We start from the raw sequence: 23,495 nt of genomic DNA, 5'->3' as shown, positions 1-23,495 counted from the left end.
TCATGACGTCCGCCACCACCCCGGACCGCCGGGCACTCATCACCGACGCGCTACGGCGGATCGACGACCTCACCGAGCGGCTCGCGATCGCCGAGCAGGGCGCGAGGGAGCCCATCGCCGTCGTGGGCATGGGCTGCCGCCTGCCCGGCGGGGTCGACGGCCCCGACGAGTACTGGGACCTGCTCGAGAGCGGCGCCGACGGCGTCGTGCGCGTGCCCGAGGACCGGTGGGACGCCGACGCGCTGTACTCGGCGGACCACACGGTTCCCGGCACCATCTGCAACCGCGACGGCGGCTTCCTCACCCACTGGGACCCCGCGCAGTTCGACGCGGAGTTCTTCGGCATCTCCCCGCGCGAGGCCGCGGGCATGGATCCCCAGCACCGGCTCCTGCTGGAGGTGGCGTGGGAGGCCCTGGAGCACAGCGGGATCGTGCCCAGCAGCCTGCGCGGCACCCGCACCGGGGTGTACGTCGGCCTCACCACCGCCGACTACTCGAACGCCCTCGCCGGCGAGCTCGAGCTCGACGAGATCGACCCGTACATCCCCTTCGGCAGCGCGCACAACTTCGCCGCGGGCCGGCTGTCGTACTTCCTCGGCCTGAACGGGCCGGCGGTCGTGCTCGACACCGCGTGCTCGTCGTCCCTGAGCGCGATGCACCTCGCCTGCCAGGGCCTGCGCCGCCGGGAGAGCGACGCCGCGCTCGTGGCCGGTGTCAATCTCGTTCTCAGCCCGGAGAACAGCATCGCCTGCTCGCGCTGGGGGATGCTCGCCCCGGACGGCCGGTGCAAGTCCTTCGACACCGCCGCCGACGGCTACGTCCGCAGCGAGGGCTGCGGCGTCGTCGTGCTCAAGCGGCTCTCGGACGCCGTCGCCGCCGGCGACCGTGTGCTCGCGCTGGTCCGCGGCACCGCCGTCAACCAGGACGGCGCGAGCAGCGGCCAGACGGTGCCCAACGGTCCGGCGCAGCAGGCGCTGCTCCGGCAGGCGCTCGACGCCTCCGGCCTCGAACCGGCCGACATCGACTTCGTGGAATCGCACGGCACCGGAACGGGACTCGGCGATCCGATCGAACTCGACACCCTCGACCGGGTCTTCGGCGAGCGCGGCGAGGCGGCGCCGCTGATCGTCGGTGCGGTCAAGTCCAACCTCGGGCACCTCGAGTCCGCCGCCGGCATCGCCGGCGTCATCAAGACCGTGCTCGCCCTGGGCCGGGGCCGGATCCCGCGGAACCTGCACTTCGAGTCCCTCACGCCGCACGCCTGCGCGGGTGCGGCGCGCTTCGTCTTCCCCACCGACACCGTGGACTGGCCCGAGCGGGATCGCCCACGCCGGGCCGGGGTCTCCTCCTTCGGCGTGAGCGGGACGAACGCCCACGTCGTGCTCGAGGAGGCGCCCGCCGCGGACCCGGCCGCCGCTCCCGCGCCGGAGCCCGGCGACGCCACCGTGCACCGGATCATCGTGTCCGGCAAATCGATCGGTCGGGTCGAGGCCGCCGCCGCGAACCTCGCCGACTGGCTCGCCGGTCCGGGCGCGACGGTGCCGCTCGCCGACGTCGCGGACGAGATCGCCCATCGGCGGCCCCGGTTCCCGCGGATCGCCACCGTCGTCGCGAGCGATCACGACGGTGCCGTACAGGGCCTGCGGGCGCTGGCCGCCGGCCGCCCCGCGCCCGGGGTGGTCGCGCCCCAACGCGGAGGCCGGCGCAGCGGGACCGTGTTCGTCTTCTCCGGGCAGGGCGCGCAGTGGGCGGGGATGGGCCGGCGACTACTGCGCACCGAACCCGCTTTCGCGGACGCCGTCCGCGCGCTCGAGCCGGAATTCCGCCGCATCGTGGGCTTCTCACTGGAGCAGGCCCTGCTCGACGGCGAGGTGACCAGCGGGATCGATCGCATCCAGCCGGTGCTGGTCGGGATGCAGCTCGCGCTCGTCGAGCTCTGGCGCTCGCGCGGGGTGCACCCGGACGCGGTGATCGGGCACTCGATGGGCGAGGTCGCTGCGGCGGTCACCGCCGGGGCCCTCTCCGTGGCGGACGGCCTGACCGTGATCGCCACCCGGTCCGCCCTCATGCGCCGCGAGCTCGCCGGTCGCGGCGCCATGGCCGTCCTCGAGCTCGACGAGGCCGCCGCGGCCGAGGTCGTGGCCCGCCACGACGGGGTCTCGATCGCGGTCGTCGCGTCGCCCCGGCAGTGCGTCGTCGCGGGCGATCCCGAGCGGGTCGACGCCGTGATCGCCGAGGTCTCCGCCCGCGACCTCCTGGCCCGCCGGGTCGAGGTCGACGTGGCCTCGCACCACGCCACCGTCGACCCGATCCTGGACGAGCTGCGGGCGGCGCTGAGCGGCGTCGCCCCCACCGCGCCCCGGATCACCTTCCACTCCACCGTGCGCGCGGGGGAGCGCGCGCCCCGCCCGGATGCCGACTACTGGGCCGAGAACCTGCGCCACCCTGTGCGTTTCGCGGACGCCGTCGCTGCTGCCGCCGCCGAGAACGGCACCTTCATCGAGATCAGCCCGCACCCGCTGCTGACCGGCGCGATCGCCGACGGCGTGGACGACGCGGATCACCTGGTGGTGGGCACCCTGCTGCGCGAGACCCCGGAGCAGGCGGTCTTCGAGGCAAACCTGGTCGCGGTCCGCGGACCGTCGTACCCGGAGACGGTCGGGGCGCTGCGCCCACCGGTCGCCGTGCCGACCACCCCGTGGCTGCGCCGCCGGCANNNGNTNGNNCAGGATCGGGTCGACGGTGGCGTGGTGCGAGGCCACGTCGACCTCGACCCGGCGGGCCAGGAGGTCGCGGGCGGAGACCTCGGCGATCACGGCNGCGCCGGACGGTGGGCCCAACGGCTGGTTCCTCACCCTCGAGCACCCCGCCCGCGAGGCCGGCGGCGCGCCCGACGAGAGCAGCCGGTGGCTGGTGCTCGCGGAGGTCGGCGGCACGGAGCTGGCGGAGGCGCTCGGGGCCGGCTCCGACAGCCTGCCCGCCGCCGCGCTGCGCCAGGACCCGGATGCGGTGCGCGCCGCTCTCGCCGGCGCGGACCGCGTGCTCTACGCCCCCGCGCCGGCCGCCGACGGCCTCGACCCGATCGCGGCGCGCCGCGTGCTCGGCGACCTGACGGCGCTGGTCCGGCTGCTCGCCGGGAGCGATCGCGCGCCGCGACTGACCGTGCTCACCCGCAACGCGGAGGCGGTCGCCGAGGGCGAGGCCGCGAGCGCGGTGCACGCCGCGCTGTGGGGCGCCGGCCGTACCCTCGCGCTGGAGCACCCCGAGTTCTGGGGCGGCCTCGTCGACGTCGATGCGGCCGTCCCGCCGGCGCTGCTCGCGCCGATCCTGCGCGCCGAGGCCGGCAACGACGACGGCGACGACCAGGTGCACCACCGAGCGGGCGTGCGCCGCGTGCCGCGCCTGCGGCGCGCGAGCGTCCCGATGGCCCGGGCCGACGTCGACCCCGACCTCGCCCACTTGGTGGTGGGTGCGACCGGGAACATCGGCGGCGACCTGGTGCGTCAACTGGCGCGGATGGGCGCCGGTACGGTGGTGGCGCTCTCGCGCCGCGGCGGGCTGCCGGAGGGACTCGCGGACGAGGCCGCCGCGCAGGGCGCGACGGTGATCCCGGTCGCGGTGGACGCCTCCGATGCGCAGGCACTGGCCGCGCTGTTCGCGCGGTTCGGGGCCGATCTGCCGCCGCTGGGCGGGATCCACGTCGCCGCACTCGCGGGCGGCGCCGGGGCGCTCTCCGAGCTCACCGACGGCGACGTGGACGCGATGTTCCGGTCCAAGGTGGACGTCCTCGCCAACCTGCATCGGCTGAGCCTCGGTGCGCCGGTGCGCGAGTTCGTGATCTTCTCGTCGATCACCGGGATCATCGGCTCGCGCTGGTTGGGGCACTACACCGCCGCGAACGCCTACGCGGACGCGGTCGCCGCGACCCGACGGCACCTGGGTCTTCCGGCCCGCGTGGTGGATTGGGGCCTGTTCGAGTCCTGGGCGCAGGCGCAGCCCGAGACCGCCTCGGCGGGCCTGACGCCGATGCCCAACGACGCCGCCGTCCGCTGCCTGCCCGCCGTGCTCGGGCCCGAGGCGCCCACCCGGAGCATCGTCGTGGGCGCCGACTGGCCGCGCCTCGCGGAGAACTTCCGCAGCCGCACCGCGTTCCGGGTGGTCGACGACCTGCTCGGCGCCGCCGGGCCCACCCTCGCGCAGCTGCCGACACCGGCCCCCGGCGTCCTGACGGCCGTGAACGGCGCCGACGTCCGCGTGTCCGCGGCGGACCGGCCGCACGCGACGGCCCACCGGGTGCGCGGCGTCGAGGTGGTGCCGGTGTCGGTGCTCGCTGCCTCGCTGCTGGCGGCGCGCCCCGGGGAACCGCTGCGCGACATCCGCTTCGAGTACCCGATCGTGCTCGATCAGCCGCGCGCCGTGCGGGTGACCGCCGGCCCGGATGCGATCACGATCAGCTCGAGCACCGATCCGCAGGCGCCCGCCGACCGGTGGATCCGGCACGCGGCGGCGGGGATCGGTGCCCCGGCCGGGCGGTCGCGGCCGGCGGCCGAGGAGTCGGTCGCCCCGCACGAGGAGGGCCTCGAGGACGTCGACTACGACGCCGCCGCGGTGGCCGAGCTCGCCCGCGGGTGGGGCGTCGAGGGCGTCCCGTTCCGCTGGGAGGTCGTCGATCACGAGGCCGGTCCCGGCGCGCTGCGGGCCCGCGTCCGGCTGCCGCGCGAGGCGGCCACCGCGGCCGCGATCGACGCCGCGGTGCACCTGGCGCGGCTCACGGGCGGGCTCGACGACGGGCTGCTGCTGCCGACCGCGATCGGATCCGTGACGCAGGACGGGGATCTCGGTGCCGAGGCCGTCGTCGTGGTGGGGCGCCGCGCCGACCGCGACGAGGGGCTGCTCGTCGATGTCCGGGTGGACGACCCGGACGGGCGAACGGCACTGCGGCTGACCGGGGTGCGGTTCGCGGCGGTCGACCCGATCGTCGTCGCCGGTCCCGGGGACGACGGCTCGACCGCGGCCCCGATGCCCGTCACCGACCTGACGGCCCTCGCGCCCGCGGAGGTGCCGGGCGCGGTGGAGCGGGCGCTCCGAGAGGTGCTGGCACGAGAACTGGGTACCGACCCCGGTGCCGTGGACGTCGAGCAGCCCTTCCCCGAGCTGGGGCTGGACTCGATGATGGCGATGGCGATGCTGCGCGACGCCAAGGCGGTTCTGGGGGTGGACCTCTCGGCCACGATGTTGTGGGACCACCCGACCGTGGCCCGGCTCTCCGCGCACATCGCCGCGACCGTCGCACCGACCGCGGCCGCCGGCGCCGCATCGCCCGGCGCCGCACCGCCGCCCGGCGTCGAGGCAGCACCCGACGACGTCGGCGGCCTGCTGGACGAACTGTTCGAGAGTGCGGAGAACTTCGACTTCGCCGAGGGAGAGATCTGATGGCCGATACCGACCAGACATCGCCGACGACGGGCGCCGCGCCCCGCGGTTCGACCTACGCGCGGGTGCAGGCGATGAGCGAGGTCCAGCGCGACGCGCTCACCGACCAGTTCGCCAAGGCGGCGCGGATCTCCGCGGCCGAGCCGATCGCGGTCGTCGGCATCGGCTGCCGCTTCCCGGGCGGCGCGAACGCGCCGCAGCAGTACTGGGACATGCTCATGCGCGCCCAGGACGCCGTGGTGGAGGTGCCGCCCGACCGCTGGGACGCCGATGCCTACTTCGACGCCGATCCCGCCATGCCCGGCCGGATGCCCTCGAAGTGGGGCGGGTTCCTCGACGGCATAGCCGGTTTCGACGCCGAACACTTCGGCATCGCACCGCGGGAAGCCGAGACCATGGACCCGCAGCAGCGGATCCTGCTCGAGGTCGCCTGGGAGGCGCTCGAGCACGCCGGCATCTCGACGCAGCGCACCGAGGGCCTGCGCGCCGCGGTCATGATGGGCGTCTACTACAACGAGTACCAGTCGACGTCGGCGGCGGACCCGGACACGATCGACGCGTACTCCGCGACCGGTAACGCCCACAGCGTCACCGTGGGCCGGATCGCCTACCTGCTGGGCCTGCGCGGCCCCGCGATCGCGGTGGACACCGCGTGCTCCTCCTCCCTGGTCTCGGTCCACCTGGCCTGCCAGAGCCTGCGCTCGCGCGAGAGCGACCTCGCCCTGGCGGGCGGCGTGAGCCTGATCCTGCGGCCGGAGACCCAACTGGCGCTGGGCAAGTGGGGGATGCTCTCGCCGCGGGGCCGGTGCCACTCCTTCGACGCCGGGGCCGACGGCTTCGTGCGCGGCGAGGGGTGCGGCGTGGTGGTCCTCAAGCGGCTCACCGACGCGGTGCGCGACGGGGACCGCGTGCTCGCCGTGGTCCGCGGCTCGGCCACCAACCAGGACGGCCGCAGCAACGGGCTGACAGCGCCCAACGCGCCCGCCCAGCGGGAGGTGATCGCCCGCGCCCTCGGCGAGGTTCCCGCGGCCTCCATCCATTTCGTCGAGACCCACGGCACCGGCACCGCGCTCGGCGATCCGATCGAGTTCGACGCGCTCTCCCAGGTGTACGGCGCGGGCGAGAGCCGCTGTGCGCTCGGCGCGGTGAAGACCAACATGGGCCACCTCGAGGCCGCGGCCGGGATCGCGGGGTTCATCAAGTCGGTGCTCGCCGTCCACCGCGGCCAGGTCCCGCCCAACCTGCACTTCACCCGGTGGAATCCGGCGATCGATGCCGCCCCCACCCGGCTCTACGTGCCGACCGAGCCGGATCCGTGGCCGTCGGCCACCGGGCCGCGCCGGGCGGCCGTCTCGTCGTTCGGTCTGGGCGGCACCAACGCGCACGTCGTGCTCGAGCAGGGCCCGGACGTCGAGCCGTCCACGCCGCCCGCCGGACCGACGGTGCTCCGCATCGGCGGCGGCTCCGCCGAGGCGGTCGCCGCGCGCGCCGCCGACCTCGCCTCCTGGCTCGCCGGCAAGGGGACGTCCGTCGCGCTGAACGACGTCGCGTACACCGCCGCCCGGCAGGGCGACGGCGCGGCCGTGGCCGGCGCAATCGTCGCGCGGGATCACGCGGGCGCCGTCGAGGGGCTGCGGGCCCTGGCCGCCGGGGAGTTCCGCCCGGGGGTCGGCGCGCCCGCCGCGGCGCCGAAGCCCGGCGTCGTCTTCGCCTTCTCCGGACAGGGCTCGCAATGGCCCGGGATGGGACGCAGGCTGCTCGCCGAGGAGCCCGCGTTCGCCGCCGCCGTCGACCGGATCGAGCCGGAGTTCACGGCGCAGGTGGGCTTCTCGCTGCGGGAGACCCTGCGCAGCGGAGAGCCCGTCGAGGGCATCGACCGGATCCAACCGGTGCTGGTGGGAACGCAGCTCGCGCTGGCCGAGCTGTGGCGCGCCCACGGCGTGACCCCGGACGCCGTCATCGGGCACTCGATGGGGGAGGTCACCGCGGCCGTGGTGGCCGGCGGCCTGACCGTCGCCGATGGCCTGCGGGTGATCGCCACCCGGTCCGCCCTCATGCGGCGCGAACTGTCCGGGCAGGGCGCGATGGCCCTGCTGGAGATGGACGCCGCGAGCGTCGAGGACCTGCTCAGCGCGCACGAGGGCGTCTCGATCGCGGTCATCGCCTCGCCGCGGCAGACCGTCGTCGCCGGATCGACGCAGGCGGTCGACGCCGTCGTGGCCGCGGTCTCCGCCCGCAACCTGCTGGCCCGCCGCGTCGAGGTGGACGTCGCCTCGCACCACGCGACGGTCGACCCGATCCTGCCCGAGCTGCGCACCGCCCTCGCCGGACTGCAGCCCGTCGCACCCCGGATCCCGGTGCTCTCCACCGTGCGGCCGGGCGAGGAGGCCCCCGTCTTCGACGCCGAGTACTGGGTGGCGAACCTGCGCCGGCCCGTCTCCTTCGCCCCCGTGGCGGCCGAGGCGGCCGCCCGCTACGGCTCCCTGATCGAGGTCAGCCCGCATCCCGTCCTGACGCACGCGCTCACGGACAACGTTCCGCCGGACCGCGGCGTGGCGGTGCTGCCCACCCTGCTGCGCGACGAGGACGAGACCGTCGTCTTCCACACCCACCGCGCCCGGCTCGGCGGCGAGCCGCCGGCCGGCCGGATCATCGACGTGCCACCGCACACCTGGAAGCACGAGCGGTACTGGGCGAGCGCCGTTCCCGGCCGCCGCGCCGGCGGCGCCGGCGCGGCGCACCCGCTGCTCGGCGATCGCGTGGACCTGCCCTCCGGGACGGGCGTGGTGTGGCACGGTGACGTCGGCCTCGACGCGATCGCCTGGCTCGCGGACCACCGGGTGCAGGGGCAGCCGATCATGCCGGCCGCAGGGTTCGCCGAGATCGTGCTCGCCGCGGGCCGGGCGGCCCTGGGCCCGGAGGCCGTCGCGGCGACCCGGCTCGACGTGGAACAGATGCTGCCGCTGACCGATTCGGTACCACTGACCACGCAGCTCACGCGCGCCGACGACGGTACCGCCCTGGTCGAGGTGTTCAGCCGCACCGCCGCGGGGGAGTGGGTGCGGCACGCCCGCGCCCGCGTCGGCGTGGCGCAGGAACCGGCGGGAGCGCCCGTCGGGGCCCCGGCCGACGGTGCGCCCGTCTCACCCCGCGCGGTCTACACGGCGCTGCGCCGTGCCGGCGCGCACCACGACCGCGCCTTCGCCGCTCTGGAGCGAGTGCTGCGCGACCCGGCGGGCGCCGCCGAGGCGGACATCGCGCTGCCTACCGAGGCGACCGCGCACCCGGCGCTGCTGCTGCACCCGGTGGCGCTGGACGCCGCGCTGCAGACCCTCGCCGCGGCCCTGCCCGACGAGGCCGCCGACGGCGACGCCGCCTACCTCCCCGTCGCCGTGGAGTCGATCCGGCTGCACGCCCCGGTGGGACGCCGCGCGCTGTGCCGCGCCCGGATCACCTCCCTCGGCGACGAGGGCGCCACCGGTGACATCACCGTCCTCGACACCGCGGGGACCGTCGCCGTCGAGGTGCGCGGGGTGTTCCTCCGGCGCATCCACCGCCGATCGGTTCCGCTGCCGTTGGAGCGCAAGCTGTTCGGGCACCGGTGGGAGGCCGTTCCCGCCCCGGCCGCGGCCGCCGCGACGGGCTCCGAGGGCTGGCTGGTGCTCGCGGGCACCGACGATGCCGCCCGCGCGGCCGCGGACTCGCTCGCGGCGCCGCACCGCCGGATCGTCACGGCCGGGTTCGACGAGCGCGCNCTCGCCGACGCCGTCGCCCGATGCGCGGAGGACCCCGAGCACCCCCCGACGGACGTGGTGCTGCTGCTGGAGGGCGCACCGTCGGAGACCGGGACCGGGACGGGCGCCGAGGAGGCCGAGGCACTGGTCTGGCGGGTCGCCACGGCGGTGCGCGCCGTGACGAGCGGGTGGCACGGCCGGGCGCCCCGGCTGTGGCTGATCACCCGCGACGGGCTGGTCGTGCGCGACGGCGACGCCGGCACCCCCGCGGCGGGCGCGCTGACCGGGTTGGTCCGCGTGCTCGCGTACGAACACCCCGACCTGCGGGCCACGCTCGTCGACCTGCCCTCCGGCGCCGATCTCGGCGGTGCGCTGGCGCGCGAGAGCGCGGCGCCCGGGGCGGACGACCTCATCGCCTGGCGCGACGGGGTGCGGTACGTCCAGCGGCTGGTCCGCCGCGAGGGCACCCCCGCCACGACCGGCACTCCCGCGGTGCGGGCCGACGGCGCGTACCTCGTGACCGGCGGCCTCGGCGGCATCGGGCTGGTGATCGCCCGGCACCTGGTCGCGGCCGGGGCGGGCCGGGTGGTGCTCAGCGGCCGCGGCGAGCCCTCGCCGGAGGCGGCCGCGGCGCTCGACGAGCTCCGCGCCGATGCGGACGTGGAGTACCTGCGCGGCGACATCGCCGACCCGGGCGTCGCCGAGCGGCTGGTGGCCGCGGCCGAGGCGACGGGCCGCCCGCTGCGCGGCGTGATCCACTCCGCGGCGGTGCTCGACGACGAGCTGGTCGCCGCGATGTCGCGCGATGCACTCGGCCGGGTGTGGCGGCCCAAGGCGCTCGGCGCCGACCGGCTGGACGCGGCGACGGCGGACCGCGACCTGGACTGGTGGGTCCTGTTCTCGTCGGTGGCCTCGCTGCTCGGCTCGCCCGGGCAGGGCGCCTACGCCGCGGCGAACGCGTACCTCGACGCCCTCGCCGAACGACGGCGCGCTCGCGGCGCCGCGGCGACGGCGATCTGCTGGGGCCAGTGGTCCGAGGTGGGGCTCGCCCGCTCGCTGGACATGGGGGTGCTCGACCCGATCTCGCCGGCGGAGGGCCTCGAGGCCCTGGATGCGGTCCTCGGTGGCGGGGACGCCCGCGTCGGCGTCGCCCGGCTGCGGCTCGACCGGGCCGCGTCGGCGTTCCCCGAGCTGGCGGGCCGGGGCTACTTCGCGAACCTCTTCGCCGAGCTCGAACCGGAGGAGGACGCCGGCGCGATCGATCTACAAGCGCTGACGGCACTGCCCTTCGCGGCGGCCGTCACCCTGGTGCTCGACCGCCTGCGCCAACGGATCGGTGCCGTCCTGGGGTATTCCGGCGGCGCCGGGATCGCGACCGACCGCCCCCTCACCGAACTGGGCCTGGACTCGCTGATGGCGGTCCGCATCCGCAACGCGGCCCGCGGTGAGTTCGGGATCGAACCGCCCGTGGCCCTGCTTCTGCAGGGCGCGGACCTCACGGCCCTCGCCGTGGACCTGGTCCGCAGGCTGGGCGTCGACGACGACACGGACGAGACCGCAGCGGCGCCCGGCGGGCTCCGCGATCGAGCGCAGCAGCGCGCCGCGGCGCGCCGGCGCGGAACGGCACGACGGAAGGCAGGCAACACCGTATGACCTCGACCGAGCCCCGCACCGGGATCGACGACGACGCACCCGAGGACGGCGAGTCGATCGCCGTGATCGGCATGGCCGGGCGCTTCCCCGGGGCCCGGACCCTCGCGCAGTACTGGCGCAACCTGCGCGACGGCGTCGAATCGATCGTTCCGCTCGCCGAGGACGAGCTGCGGCGCAGCGGAATCGGCGACGACGCCCTCGACGACCGCGGCTACATCCGCGCCGGCGCCCCGCTCGAGGGCATCGAGGAGTTCGACGCCGCCCTGTTCGGGTTCACCCCGGCGGTCGCCGAGGGACTCGACCCGCAGCACCGCCTGTTCCTGCAGAGCGTGTGGCACGCCATCGAGGATGCGGGGTACCTGCCCGGCGAGCTCGACGGTGCCGTGGGCGTGTACGGGACCAGCTCCGCCAGTGGCTATCTGCTCAACAACCTGATGTCGCGGCTGGACGTCGACCGCACCATCGGCCAGGGTGCCAGCTACGAGATGATCGACCTGTCGCTGCGCAACGACAAGGACCACATCGCGACCCGCATCGCGCACCAGTTCGACCTGCACGGGCCCGCGCTGTCGGTGCAGACCGCCTGCTCCTCGTCGGCCGTGGCCGTGCACCTGGCCTGCCAGGCGCTGCTCTCCGGCGAGGTCGACGCGGCCCTGGCCGGCGGCTCGTCCATCCGGGTGCCCAACCGAGCGGGATACTGGCACACCGCCGGCGCCATGACGTCGCCGAGCGGCCACTGCCGGCCCTTCGACGTGCGCGCCGACGGCACGGTCTTCGGCAGCGGGGTCGGCGTCGTGATGCTCAAGACCCTGGAACGGGCGCGGGCCGACGGCGACCGCGTGCATGCGGTGATCCGCGGCTCGGCGATCAACAACGACGGCGCGGCCAAGATGACCTACGCGGCCCCCACCGCGGCCGGGCAGGCCGCCGTCATCGCGGAGGCGCACGCCGTCGCCGGCGTGGACCCGGCGGACATCGGCTACGTCGAGACCCACGGCACCGGAACCCCGCTCGGCGATCCGATCGAGNTCGAAGGGCTGCGCCAGGCCTTCGATCTCGGCGAGCGCGACCGCGCCGCCCCCTGCCGCCTCGGCTCCGTCAAAGCCAACATCGGGCACCTCGAGGTCGCGTCCGGCATCGCCGGCGTGATCAAGGTGATCCTCGCGCTCAAGCACCGGGCCGTGCCCGGCACGGTGCACTACACGGCCCCCAACCCCGAGCTGCGCCTCGGCGACGGCCCGTTCGCGATCACTCGGGACCTCGTCGACTGGGAGAGTGACGGGCCGCGGCTCGCCGGCGTGAGCTCCTTCGGCGTCGGCGGCACCAATGTGCACCTCGTGCTCGAGGAGGCCCCNTCGCCCGCGGCGCCGGCCCCCGCCCCGGGCGCCTACCCGCTGCTGCTCTCCGCACGCGGGGCCGAGCGGATCGCCGTCGCCCGTGCCCGGCTCGCCGACGAGCTGGAGGCGGACCCGTCGCTGCAACCGGCCGATGTCGCAGCCACTCTCGCCGCGCGGCCCGCCGACACCACCCGCGCCGTGACGGTGGTGCGCGACCGCTCCCACGCGATCACCGCCCTCCGTGCGGGCGAGGGGAGCGTCGGGTCCGTTCCCGACGGTGCCACGGCCGCCACCGACCGGGTGGCGCTGCTCTTCCCCGGGCAGGGCGCCCAGTACGTGGGGATGGCGCGGGGCCTCTACGACGCCGAGCCGGTCTTCGCGCAGAACGTGGACCGCTGCGCCGCCGGCTTCGACGCGGCTCTCGGCATCGACCTCCGCGCGCTGATGTTCGGCGGCCGCAGCCGCGAGCTCGAGCGCACCGATCGCTCGCAGCCCGCCCTGTTCACCGTCGAGTACGCGCTGGCCCGGCTGCTCGAATCGCGCGGCGTGCGGCCGTCGATCCTGGTGGGACACAGCGTCGGCGAGTACGTGGCCGCGACGCTGGCCGGGGTCTTCGACCTGCCCACGGCGATCGCGGTGGTCGCCGAACGCGGCCGGGTGATGCAGGCCGCGCCCCCCGGGGTGATGCTCGCGGTGCCGCTCGGCGAGAGCGACCTCGGGCCCTACCTCGACTCGGACATCGACGTCGCCACGGTCAACGAGCCGGGCGGGTGCGTCGTCGCGGGCCCGGAGGGGGCGATCGCCGACCTGACGGCCAAGCTCGCGGCCGACACGATCACCGCGCGCCGCGTGCGGACCTCGCACGCCTTCCACTCGCGGCTGATGGAACCCGCCGCGACGCGGTTCGCCGACTTCCTCGCCGGCATCGAGCTGCGTGCGCCCCGGATCCCGATGGCCTCCAACGTGACCGGGGCGATGATGAGCGACGAGGAGGCCACGGACCCCGCCACCTGGGCGCGCCAGATGCGGGCCACCGTCCGGTTCGCCGACGAGCTCGACGCCGTTCTCGCCGACCCGCACCGGGTGCTCGTCGAGGTCGGTCCCGGCGGAACGCTGACCTCCGCGGCGAAGCGGCACCCCCGGTTCGGCGACGGACATCGCATCGCGCGGCTCGTGCGGCACCCCGCTCAGGACCGGGACGATCGCGAGTTCTTCCTGGAGGGCCTCGGGCAGCTGTGGGCCGCCGGGCTCGACGTCGACCCGGGAGCGCCGGAGGGACGCGAGGTGCTCCTGCCCGGCTATCCGTTCCTCCCGGAGCGGCATTGGATCGACGCGGCACCGCACCGACGCCCCACCCCGACCTCCGACGCGGGACCGTCCGGCGAGGCGACGGCGGGCGAGGACGGTGCCGACACCGGCGCCGAGGCCGTGCTCGGCCGGGTGTGGGCCGCGTGCCTGGGGGTGGACGCCGTCGACCCGGAGGCGGACTTCTTCGACCTCGGCGGTGACTCCCTCGTGGCGATCGGCGTCTCGATGGCCGCCGGGCACGCCGGGATCGACCTGACCCCGCAGGACCTCTACGACCACCCGACGGTGGCGGCGCTGGCCCGCGCCGTCACCGCCCGCGACGCCGCGGGCGGCCTCGCGGAGCCGACGGCACCGTCGCAGCGCCCGCCGCTCACGCCGAACCTGGCGCGACTCGGCGAATCGGGGCTGCGCGATCACCCGCGGTGGCGGATTCCGCTGGTGCTGGGGGTGGGGTCGGAGGTGACCGCCGAGGACGTGGCCGCCGTACTCGGGGCGCTCGTGCGCCGGCACGACGCCCTGCGGCTCCGGCTGCAACGCGACGAGGCCGGGCTGTGGGAACAGGTGATCGCCGACGCCGACGATGTCGACGGAAACCTGTCGGTCACTGAGGAGAGCACCGCCGCAGCCGATCTCGATACCGCCGCGCAGGAGCGACTGACGGCGATGATCGCCGACGCGGACGCCGGCGCCCCGCCCGTGCGGGCGCTGCTGCTGCGCCCCGCGGGCGGCGGCGACGGTCGGCTCGCGCTGGCCGTGCCCGGCTGGGTGGGCGAGACCCGCTCCCGGGAGATCCTGGCGGCCGACCTGCTCACCGCGTTCGGGCAGCGCGCCGCGGGCATGGAGGTCTTCCTCGCGCCGCCGGCCACCGGGTGGGCGCAGTGGTGCCAGCACTTCGCGGCGCTCGCCGGCCACCCGGCCGTCCTCGAGACCCGGTCGCGCTGGATCGATGCGGCGCGGCCGGCGGTGCGCATCGCGACCGCCGACCCCGACGACGGTCCCGTCGCCGCGGACTACCGCCGCCTGCCCACCATGGTGGGCACGGTGGAGGCGGCCGAGATCGACGACGCACGTCGCCGCACCGGTGTCCGCCTCGAGGAGCTCGTCACCGCGGCGCTCGTGCGCGGGGTGTCGGCGGCGGTGGGCCCCGGCCGCGTGGTGGTCGACGTCGACGGCGACGCCCGGTCCGTGCTCAGGCCCGCCGTCGATACGCGGAACACGGTGGGCTGGTTCACGACCGTCCACCCGGTCGCCCTGACCGTTCCGGACGGCGACGAGGAGCTGGTCGACGACGTGCGGACCGCTCTGCGTGCGGTGCCGCACCACGGCGTCGGCCACGGACTGCTGCGCTACCTGCACGCGCCCACCGCGGCCCACCTGGCCGGGGCGCCCGGCGCCGACCTGCACCTCGTGGTGACCGGCACCGTTCCCGAGCCGCCGGAGATCGCGCACGGCCCCAAGGCGGTGTGGTTCGCCGCCGACGCCGCCATGCCGGTGCGCGACGCCGTGCCCGGCCTCGGGCACGCCGTCGAGGTGCGGGTCTACCGCAGCGGCGGCAGGGTGCACCTGGACTGGTGGTACGACGCGCGGCGCGTCGACGCCGCACGCATCGACGCCCTGTCGGCCGCCGTCGAGCAGGCGCTCGGCGCGGTGTCGCGCACGAACGCGGAGCCCGCGGACGACGAGGCCGACGACTGGGAGCTGGTCGACCTGTCGGAGGGGGATGCGCGATGAGGCACTCCGGACCCGCCGTGATCGTGGAGGGCCTGACCAAGAGCTTCGGCGACTTCACCGCGCTGCGCGGCATCGACCTGCACGTGCGGCGCGGCGAGATCCTCGGCCTGCTCGGTCCCAACGGGGCGGGCAAGACGACGACGGTGGACATCCTCGCCACGCTGTCCCGGCCCACCAGCGGCGTCGCGCGGGTGGCAGGCTGCGACGTGGCGCTCGACCCCGCGGGAGTCCGGCGCGCGATCATGCTCACCGGGCAGAACGCCGCGCTCGACGACCTGCTGACCGGCCGTGAGAACCTGGTCCTGTTCGGGCGCCTGCAGGGCCTGCGCAAGTCCGAGGCCCGCGCCCGGGCGCGGGAACTGCTCCGCCGCTTCGACCTCGACTACGCGGCCGACCGCCGGGTGGGAACGTACTCCGGAGGCATGCGCCGCCGCATCGACATCGCCTGCGGCCTCGTGATCCGGCCGGAGGTGGTCTTCCTCGACGAGCCGACCACCGGGCTCGATCCGCGGAGTCGGCAGGGCGTGTGGGAGCTGGTGGCCCAGCTGCGCGACGACGGGATCGCGACGCTGCTCACCACCCAGTACCTGGAGGAGGCGGACGCGCTGAGCGATCGGATCACCGTGATCGACCGTGGCACCGTCATCGCGGAGGGCACCGCCGACCAGCTCAAGGCCCGCACGGGGGCCACCATCTGCGAGATCGTGCCGCGACACCGCAGCGACGTCCCGGCGATCCTCAGGGCGTTGGGCCCGCTGGTCGGCCGCGAGCGCGTCGCCGAGGGGGCCGATCGGATCTCGATCCCCGCCCCGTACGGGACGCGGACCCTCGTCGCGGCCGTCTCGCGCATCGACCCGACCGGGATCGAGCTGCTCGACGTGGCGCTGCGGCGCCCCTCGCTCGACGAGGTCTTCTTCGCGCTGACCGGCGATCCCGCGACCCGTGACACGGCGGCCGTGCCCGAGGGAGTGACTCTGTGAGCTCTCGCCCCGACACCTCACGGGCGCAGCAGTGGTGGGTGCTGACGGTGCGCGCGGTGGCACCCAGCCTGCGCAACGGCGAGCTGGTCACCCAGGTGGCCGCCTCGGTGATGTTCACCGTGGGCTTCTACATCCCGCTCAAGCAGTTCATGGGCGCCTACGCGGCGACCATGAGCAGCTACGCCCAGTACCTCACCCCCCTCATCGTGCTGCAGGCGATCTCGTTCGCCGCGATCTCCGGCGGGTTCCGGGCCGCCACCGACGCGGTGGAGGGCATCGACCGACGGTTCCGGTCGATGCCGATCGGCCGGCTCACCCCGATGGCGGCGCGCATGTCCGGCAGCATGTACCGGTGCGCGCTGGCGCTGGCGATCTCGCTCGTGTGCGGCTACGTGATCGGCTTCCGCTTCTACGGCGGGCCGCTCCACACCGCGGGGTTCGTGGGTCTGGTGCTGCTGCTCGGGTTCACGCTGTCGGTGCTGGGGGACCTCGTCGGCACCGCCACGCGCAACCCGGACGCGACCACCCACCTGATGATGCTGCCGCAGCTGACGCTGGGCCTGCTCTCGGTCGGGGTGCAGCCGGTCGAGCGGTTCCCCGAGTGGATCCAGGGATTCGTCCGCGACCAGCCGATCTCGCAGTTCGTCTTCGGGCTGCGCGCGCTGGCCGGGGACTCGATCCCCGGCGCGGCGGGCGAGGCGTCCTGGGCGGTCGTCGGCCCCGCGGTCTACTGGGCGCTGGGCCTGCTCGCCGTCCTCCTCCCACTGCACGCCCTCGTCGCGGCGCGGAGGAACCGGTGATGTGCGCGCATCGGTTGGAGGAGCGCCCCGGCACGCGCGTGCGCAGTCATCGGGCCGTTCGATCGAGCGAGCGGTCGCCGCGGGACCTGCTTCGGCAGACCGGAGTACTGGCCGGACGGATCGTCCGGCGCTGGGTGCGGGACCCCGCCACGCTGGCGGAGACGGTGCTGGTGCCGGTCGCCTTCCTCGTGACCCTCGACATCGTGCTCGGAGACGGCATCTCGAAGATCACCGGCGCCGACGCCCTCGCGGGCAGCGTGCCGCTCGTGGCACTGGTCGCGGCCACGCAGGGCGCCACCGTCGGCGGACTCGGTGTGATGGCCGAGCGGGACAACGGATTCCTCGCCCGGTTATGGGGCACGCCGATCCATCGCGGCGCCGGGATCACCTCCCGGCTGCTCGCCGAGGCGCTGCGGATCGTCGTCGCCACGTCGGTCCTCACCGTCACCGGTGTCCTGCTCGGTCTGCGCTTCGAGAACGGCGTGCTCTCCGTGCTCGGCTGGCTGCTGGTGCCGGTGCTCTTCGGCGTGGCCTTCGCGACCGCGGTCCTGACCGTCGCCGTCTACGCCGCGAAGACCATCGTCGTGGAGGCCACCGCCCTGATCTCCGGACTGTTCATGTTCTTCTGCACCGGATTCGTGCCCCTCGACCAGTACCCGGAGTGGCTGCGCCCGGCGGTGCAGCACCAGCCCTTCAGCAACACCGTGGACACCATGCGCGGTCTGGCCGTGGGCGGCCCGGTGGCCGCGCCGCTCATGGAACTGCTCGCCTGGACGGTGGGCATCATCGCGGTGTGCGTCGTGCCGCTCACCATCGGCTACCGCCGGGCGAGCACCCGAGATTGAACCGAGAAAGGCAGAGATGTTCGAATCCGCTGTCCTGCGCCCGCTGGCCGAGAGCGAGAAGATGTTCGCCGAGACCCACAACTTCGTCGGGCTCGGAGCCCACGTGCGCGGGCCCGTCGATGTCGAGCTGCTGGGCGAGGCCTTCGAGACGTTGCTCGAGGTGCATCCGGTGCTCGCCGCGCGCCTCGAGCCGGACGGGGACGGCGGCTTCCGGATCGTCGCCGACGACCTCCTGCCGCAGGGAGTCGTGCTCGCCTCCGACGCCGCGGCCGATCAGCCCTTCGACCAGGTGCAGTCGTTGGTGCGGCTGGTCGTCGATCCGCGGGAGACCGAGACCGCGGCGACGCTGTACGTCCACCACGCGCTCGCCGACGGCCATCACCAGTTCGCGCTGATCGAGGAGTTGTTCGGGTTCTACACCGACCTCGTCGCGACGGGCACCGTCAGCCCCGGGCCGGTGCGACCGACGCCGGCCGCGCTGGAGGCGGTGCTCGCGGAGCGGAACATCGTCAAGCAACGTCGATCCGGGCTCGAACGGTTCATGCCCGCGATGTACGCCTACGATCTGCCGGCCTCGCGCCGGTCGGTGACCGCGGAGCGCCCGGACCGGCCGATCCGGGTGCCGATGGTGCAGCACACCATGAGCGCCGCGGAGACCCGCGCGCTCTTCGACGTCTCGCGCGCGGAGCGGGTCAGCGTGAACGGGATCTTCTCCGCCGCCGTGCTGCTCGCGGAGTGGCGGCTGCGCGGCGGGACCGCCGTCCCGGTGCCCTACATCTACCCCGTCGACCTGCGCTACGTGCTCTCCCCGACCGTGTCGGCCACGGCCTGCACGAACCCGGTCGGCGTGGCGACGTATCTCGCCGAGATCGACTCGGAGACCGGGATCCTGGACCTGGCGCGCGAGATCGCCGAGACGTTCCGCGCGGACCTGGCCGAGGGCGTGATCCAGCAGTCGCTGCTGCACTTCCGCCCCGCGTACGTGGGGAACCCGCCGGGGCTGCCGGACGTGGTGATGGTGACCGACAACGGCGTGGTGCCACCGGTCCGGACCCCGCCGGGCGTCGAGCTCAGTGCCGTGCACGGCGAACTGTACTTCCAGGTGGGCTCCGGGATCGAGATGTACACCAGCAAGGTCTTCGACGGCCGGCTGCAGCTCGAGTACCACACGCACGGAGCCGATCCGGAGCGCGCCGTCGCAGCCGTCGCTGCGCTGCTCAGCGCGCTCGCCGAGGGGCGATGACCGTCCGGACCCGCCCGCGCGGGTCAGCCCCGCGGGCCGAACGCGTACCGGTGGTACTGCAGCGCGCGCCGTATCGGCCGCACCACCCGGCCGACGCCGCCCAGCGCGGCGAACAGCCGCGAACTGCCGCGGAAGGTCTCCGCGTCGAAGAAGCCGAGGGCGGCGACCGGACGCAGGCCCGGCACCGCCGCGACCACCTCGGCCGGATCGTCGACGCCCCAATGGAGGACCGATCCCGTGGTGCGGTTGAGCATGTGGAGCCGTTGGCTGCGGATCGCGAGCCGACTGTAGAAGTCGATCTGCACCTCGCCCACGGGGAAGCGGTCCAGCGCGGCGCGCAACAGCCCGGTCCCCTCCGCGGCGGTGAGGTACATGCTGATCCCCTCCGCCAGGAACAGCGTGGGCCGATTCGCGGGGATGCGGTGCAGCCAGGCGTGATCCGTCGCGGAGCTGGCCACCAGGTGGTAGCCGGGACGGTCGGGGTAGACCTGCCTGCGGAGGTCGATCACCGCGGGGAAGTCGACGTCGACCCAGTGCACGCCGGGGCCGGGGTCGATGCGGAAGACTCGGCTGTCGAGCCCGCACCCCAGGTGCACGACGGTCGATTCCGGGTACTGGCGAAGGAATTCGCGGGTCCACCGGTCGTACTGGGCGGTGCGCACCGTCGCCAGCGGCGACCAGAGCGCCGACACCCCGAGCGAGGACCAGTCGTAGTCGATCCCGGCGACGGCGTCCCGGGCGAACCGGTCGCCCAGGACCGGACGAACGGAATCCGCGTCCAGCGCTTTGAGATACAGCGTGGTGAGCATCGTCTGCGCGGCGCCGCTGAGGTCGACGGTGGCCTTGGGGGGCATGGCGCAACGGTACGTCATCGTCTTTGCATTGTCATCGCATCGGTGCCGCGGGTGAGTTATGGTCGGGCCGTAGCCGGCGATGAGGAGGCGAGGAGTGGTGTCCGATGAGCGGCGACGCCCGCGGGTGCTGCTGCTGTCCTACAGCTTCACCGGTCAGGCCGCGCGCCTGGTCGACGCCGCCGGCGCCGAGTTCGCCGAGCGCGGTTGGGAGGTCGTCGCAGCGCGGATCGAGCTGACCGACCCGCGGTACGCACCCCGCCTCGCGCGTTTTCCGCTGCGCCGGGTGTGGCCCACCATGCTCTCCTTGGTGCCGGCGCAGGCGCGCGGGGCGAAGGCCGCCGTCCGGGTCCCTGCGCAGGTGTACGAGGGCCGCTACGACCTGATCTGCCTCGGCTCCCCGACGTGGTGGGACCGGGCGAGTATCCCGATGCGGTCGTTCCTGGCCTCCGACGACGCGCGGCGGGTGTTGGCCGGCCGCCCGTTCGCGGTCTTCATCGCCTGCCGGGACCGCTGGCGGGGCAACCTCGCCGAGGTGCGCAGGCTCGCCGAGTGGCAGGGCGGCCGGTACGCCGGCGAGGTGCACGCGACGTACCCGGGCAATCAGCTCACCTCGATGCTCTCGCTGACCAGCTATCTCGGCTCGGGGGAGCAACGCGCGCGTTACCTCGGCGTCGCGATCCCCGCGACCAATGTGCAGCCCGCACACCTGGACTCGGCTCGACTGCTCGCCGGGGAGCTGGCCGACGCTGCGACGGCGGAGGCCTGACGTGCCGCGGCGGTTCGCGGTCGAGGCGGCCTCTCCCGTGCCCGTGCCCGCCGTGCTCGGCGCCTTCGGCGACCCCCGGTACTGGGAGGACCGTTTCGCCGAGTTCGGCGGCGGGCTCGAACTGACCGCGCTCGACGTCGATGACGCCGGAACGATCGCGGTGCGGACGCTGCAGGACGTGAGGCGTGAGGCGATGCCCCCGCTCGTCGCCCGCCTGTACCCGCGCGAGCTGAGGGTGATCGCCACCGAACACTGGGTGCCTCGGGGAGGCGCGGCCGACGGCACGATCACGGTCACCGTGCAGGGGGCGCCCGGCGCGGGTACGGCGACGGCCCGGCTCGGCGCCACCGACGCCGGCAGTCTGCTGCGGATCGCCGGCGAGGTCCGGGTGCGGGTGCCCGTGCTCGGCGGGCCGGTCGAGCGACTGGTCGCGAAGGGGTTCGCCGCGCACGTGCCCGAACTGCAGCGGTTCACCGACGACTGGATCACCGCGCATGCCTGAACCGATTCCGACCACCGACGAGGCGCTGGCGCGACTGGCGGCGATGCCGCTGGTCGACGCCATGGCGACCCAGCGGGCGATCCGCAGGCTGCTGCCGGACCCCGTGGACGACGCCCTCGTCCTGCGGTGCATCGAGGCCGCGCAACGTGCACCCACCGGGCAGAACGGGCAGCAGTGGGAGTTCGTGGTGGTCAAGGACATCGGGCGCAAACGACGTCTGGGTCGGCAGTACCGGCTCGCGTGGTCCGCGTACTGGCGCCTGGTCTACCGGCGGGTGGCGGCCGCCGACGACGCCAAGGCGCGCATGGCGAAGGCGGTGCAGTGGCAGGTCGACCACTTCGACGAGCTCCCCGTGCTCGTCGTAGCGTGCCTGCGGCTCGGTATCGGTGACGGGCGCCTGCCGCTGGTGCGCATGCCGCATGTGGCCGAGAGCGGCTACTGGGGTTCGATCTATCCCGGCGTGCAGAACCTGCTGCTCGCCGCGAGGGCGATGGGCCTGGGCGCCTCGCTGACCACCATGCCGCTGTGGAACCTGGTGGCGGCCAGGAGGATCCTCGAACTCCCCGCCGGCGTGACGCCGATCTGCGTGATGCCGCTCGGTTGGCCGCGGGGCAGGTACGGACCGTCGGCGCGCAGGCCGGTCGGGGAGGCGACCCATCTGGACGGATTCGGCCGGAGGCACTGGCTGGAACCGGATTCCTGACACTTCGCCGACCACTGTGTGCGATCGCACACACCGCGGTATAGTCGGCCGCGGAATGACAATGCAAATCTGAAGCGAAGTGGGTTACCTTCATGGTATCGACCAAGTCTTCGGCCGCGTCCATCGTCATGGCGACCGCGGCGGCAACAGGAGTTCTCGCATCGACCGCGCCCGTGCCCGTGGCCTCGGCCGGCTCTGTTGCCAACATCCCTCTGAACGTCATCGAGACGCTGGCCAACATGCCCGCGAAACAGCTCGCCGGCGCGGCGCAGACCGCCGACGCCCTCGAGATGAGCGGCAACTGGTGGCTGTACACGCCGAACAACGTCCTCGGGTTCGACCAGGCCGACATCGCCAAGGTCAACGGACTGATGGCATGGCTGATGCCGGTCCCGGAGGTCGCGCAGGCCTTCGCCGACCCGATCAACGTCACCTTCGAGGCCAACTTCCCGATGACGGCGGACTGCACCGGGGCGCCGGCCCCGTGCGGCGATGCGACGTACTGGACCGAATACTTCAAGGTGATGCCCTGGACGCTGATTCAGGGCGTCAGCTACGGCACGGTGGCCAACACGATCGACCCGTCGATCACGATGCCCTGGTCCAACTCGACCCAGCGGATCGACGTCTTCGGTGTGGCCCGCGCCCTGTGGAACACCCTGACCAAGGATCCCGAGGGCTTCGAGGGCCTGCCCTCGATGGAGCAGGTCACCAGCACGTACCAGCGGCTCGGCCTGGCCACGCTCAATTCCCTCAACCCGTTCGTCGAAGGCACCTATTGCCTGCCCTGCCAATTCGTGGTCAAGGGTGCGCCGGGGTCGCTCGCGCGGATCCCGCTGCTCGGGAACTGGTACACGCTCACCGACCTGGGGCAGGAGTTCACCGACGAGAACTGGGTCGGGCGGCCGCCCGGTATCCCGGACGCGGACGACGTCGATGCGCTCTCGCTGTGGAGCGCGGAGGGACAGCAGCGGCTGTGGAAGGATCTCGACGCCTCCATCCAGAAGGCGCTGCGCGGCGACCTCATCGACGTCGAGGAGATCTGGAAGTCGATCGAGACGGTCGCGACCGGCTTCCAGACCATCATTCCCAAGCCGGAGGATCTCGGCGGCGCCGCGGGCGTCATCGGCAAGGACTTCCAGGGGCTGATCGACAGCATCGCCTCCTCGTTCGACCTCCCTTCGTACGGCCCGACGTCGTCGGGTTCGGCTCTCTCGCGGCTCGCCGGCGCCACGGCGGTAGCCGATGTCGAGGAGTCGTCGTCGGTGGACCCCGACGCGAAGGACGTCAAGGACACCAAGGGGGCGAAGGGCTCCACGGAAACGGCGGGTGAGGACGAGGTGCAGGAGTCTCCGGCGGCGCGCACCCCGAGCGGCGCGCACAAGTCCTTCCTCGAGATGGTGGGCATCGCGCCGACCGCGACCGCCGATGAGACCGAACCGGCCGGCGAGTCGGCGACCGCGGAGAAGCCCGCTACTGCCGNCGAGCAGGCGGCCGCCGACGAGCCCGCCACCGCCGACGAGCCGGCCACCGCCGACGAGGGCGAATCCGACGCCGCTACGGATACCGCAGCGGACGAACCGGATCCCGCGCCGAGCGCATCGGG

At 74.2% G+C, this 23,495-nt stretch carries 12 protein-coding genes and 4 pseudogenes; 14 read left to right on the top strand and 2 right to left on the bottom strand.

Annotated features, from left to right (window positions below; translation table 11 throughout):
- Positions 1-2 precede the first annotated feature (2 nt).
- Positions 3-2,716, top strand: a 2,714-nt coding sequence (locus ACNAYW_RS06095) for a type I polyketide synthase (RefSeq protein WP_415848832.1), incomplete at its 3' end; no start/stop codon positions are given.
- A gap of 7 nt (positions 2,717-2,723) precedes the next feature.
- Here ACNAYW_RS06095 and ACNAYW_RS06090 read toward each other — a convergent pair.
- Positions 2,724-2,819 (bottom strand): annotated as a pseudogene (locus tag ACNAYW_RS06090) (hypothetical protein); the annotation flags it as partial.
- Position 2,820: 1 nt separating this feature from the next.
- On the opposite strand from ACNAYW_RS06090, the gene ACNAYW_RS06085 reads away from it, so the two are divergent.
- The 10 genes and pseudogenes from ACNAYW_RS06085 to ACNAYW_RS06040 form a co-directional block, all read left to right on the top strand.
- A partial coding sequence (locus ACNAYW_RS06085) for an SDR family NAD(P)-dependent oxidoreductase (protein WP_415848831.1) occupies positions 2,821-5,433 on the top strand: 2,613 nt, incomplete at its 5' end.
- Positions 5,433-9,187 (top strand): annotated as a pseudogene (locus ACNAYW_RS06080) (type I polyketide synthase); the annotation flags it as partial. The gene ACNAYW_RS06085 and the pseudogene ACNAYW_RS06080, both read left to right, overlap by 1 nt.
- A gap of 1 nt (position 9,188) precedes the next feature.
- Positions 9,189-10,820: beta-ketoacyl reductase (locus ACNAYW_RS06075; protein WP_415848830.1), on the top strand; the 1,632-nt coding region annotated here is incomplete at its 5' end.
- Positions 10,817-11,848: pseudogene (locus ACNAYW_RS06070) on the top strand (beta-ketoacyl [acyl carrier protein] synthase domain-containing protein); the annotation flags it as partial. The gene ACNAYW_RS06075 and the pseudogene ACNAYW_RS06070, both read left to right, overlap by 4 nt.
- Before the next feature lies 1 nt (position 11,849).
- Positions 11,850-12,174 (top strand): annotated as a pseudogene (locus ACNAYW_RS06065) (ketoacyl-synthetase C-terminal extension domain-containing protein); the annotation flags it as partial.
- A gap of 1 nt (position 12,175) precedes the next feature.
- On the top strand, positions 12,176-15,196 hold a 3,021-nt coding region (locus ACNAYW_RS06060; protein ID WP_415848829.1), incomplete at its 5' end, for an acyltransferase domain-containing protein.
- Complete coding sequence (locus tag ACNAYW_RS06055; RefSeq protein ID WP_415848828.1) at positions 15,193-16,176, top strand: ATP-binding cassette domain-containing protein; 984 nt, start codon at positions 15,193-15,195, stop codon at positions 16,174-16,176. The genes ACNAYW_RS06060 and ACNAYW_RS06055, both read left to right, overlap by 4 nt.
- A complete protein-coding gene (locus tag ACNAYW_RS06050; protein ID WP_415848827.1) occupies positions 16,173-16,976 on the top strand; it encodes an ABC transporter permease in 804 nt (267 codons plus the stop codon). Before ACNAYW_RS06055 ends, ACNAYW_RS06050 begins: the two co-directional genes overlap by 4 nt.
- Positions 16,976-17,821, top strand: coding sequence for an ABC transporter permease (locus ACNAYW_RS06045; protein WP_415848826.1), 846 nt, complete (start codon positions 16,976-16,978; stop codon positions 17,819-17,821). Before ACNAYW_RS06050 ends, ACNAYW_RS06045 begins: the two co-directional genes overlap by 1 nt.
- A 16-nt stretch (positions 17,822-17,837) precedes the next feature.
- Positions 17,838-19,064: a phthiocerol/phthiodiolone dimycocerosyl transferase family protein gene (locus ACNAYW_RS06040; protein WP_415848825.1), complete on the top strand. Its 1,227-nt coding sequence runs from the start codon at positions 17,838-17,840 to the stop codon at positions 19,062-19,064.
- A 23-nt stretch (positions 19,065-19,087) separates the two neighbouring features.
- Here the strand turns inward: ACNAYW_RS06040 and ACNAYW_RS06035 are convergent, their stop codons facing one another.
- Positions 19,088-19,918, bottom strand: a complete 831-nt coding sequence (locus ACNAYW_RS06035) for a class I SAM-dependent methyltransferase (protein WP_415848824.1) — start codon at positions 19,916-19,918, stop codon at positions 19,088-19,090.
- A 79-nt stretch (positions 19,919-19,997) separates the two neighbouring features.
- Between ACNAYW_RS06035 and ACNAYW_RS06030 the strand changes: the two genes are divergently transcribed.
- The 3 genes from ACNAYW_RS06030 to ACNAYW_RS06020 are packed head-to-tail and all read left to right on the top strand — an operon-like array spanning position 19,998 to position 21,889.
- Positions 19,998-20,684, top strand: a complete 687-nt coding sequence (locus tag ACNAYW_RS06030; RefSeq protein ID WP_415848823.1) for a flavodoxin family protein — start codon at positions 19,998-20,000, stop codon at positions 20,682-20,684.
- A 1-nt stretch (position 20,685) separates the two neighbouring features.
- Positions 20,686-21,186 carry a DUF2505 domain-containing protein gene (locus ACNAYW_RS06025; protein WP_415848822.1) on the top strand — a complete coding sequence of 167 codons (501 nt, stop codon included), beginning with the start codon at positions 20,686-20,688 and terminating at the stop codon, positions 21,184-21,186.
- On the top strand, positions 21,179-21,889 hold the full coding sequence (locus tag ACNAYW_RS06020) for a nitroreductase family protein (RefSeq protein ID WP_415848821.1): 711 nt from the start codon (positions 21,179-21,181) through the stop codon (positions 21,887-21,889). Before ACNAYW_RS06025 ends, ACNAYW_RS06020 begins: the two co-directional genes overlap by 8 nt.
- Positions 21,890-23,495 lie beyond the last annotated feature (1,606 nt).

Origin of the sequence: Tsukamurella ocularis, assembly GCF_965138335.1 — a bacterium.
Taxonomy (GTDB): Bacteria; Actinomycetota; Actinomycetes; order Mycobacteriales; family Mycobacteriaceae; genus Tsukamurella; species Tsukamurella ocularis_A.
This window is presented reverse-complemented; position numbering and strand designations above follow the sequence as displayed.

Bases quoted from the DNA above. Each gene is read 5' to 3' on its own strand.
- ACNAYW_RS06055 (WP_415848828.1), top strand. From the start codon at position 15,193: ATGAGGCACTCCGGACCCGCCGTGATCGTGGAGGGCCTGACCAAGAGC.
- ACNAYW_RS06045 (WP_415848826.1), top strand. From the start codon at position 16,976: ATGTGCGCGCATCGGTTGGAGGAGCGCCCCGGCACGCGCGTGCGCAGT.
- ACNAYW_RS06040 (WP_415848825.1), top strand. From the start codon at position 17,838: ATGTTCGAATCCGCTGTCCTGCGCCCGCTGGCCGAGAGCGAGAAGATG.
- ACNAYW_RS06035 (WP_415848824.1), bottom strand. From the start codon at position 19,918: ATGCCCCCCAAGGCCACCGTCGACCTCAGCGGCGCCGCGCAGACGATG.
- ACNAYW_RS06030 (WP_415848823.1), top strand. From the start codon at position 19,998: ATGAGGAGGCGAGGAGTGGTGTCCGATGAGCGGCGACGCCCGCGGGTG.
- ACNAYW_RS06020 (WP_415848821.1), top strand. From the start codon at position 21,179: ATGCCTGAACCGATTCCGACCACCGACGAGGCGCTGGCGCGACTGGCG.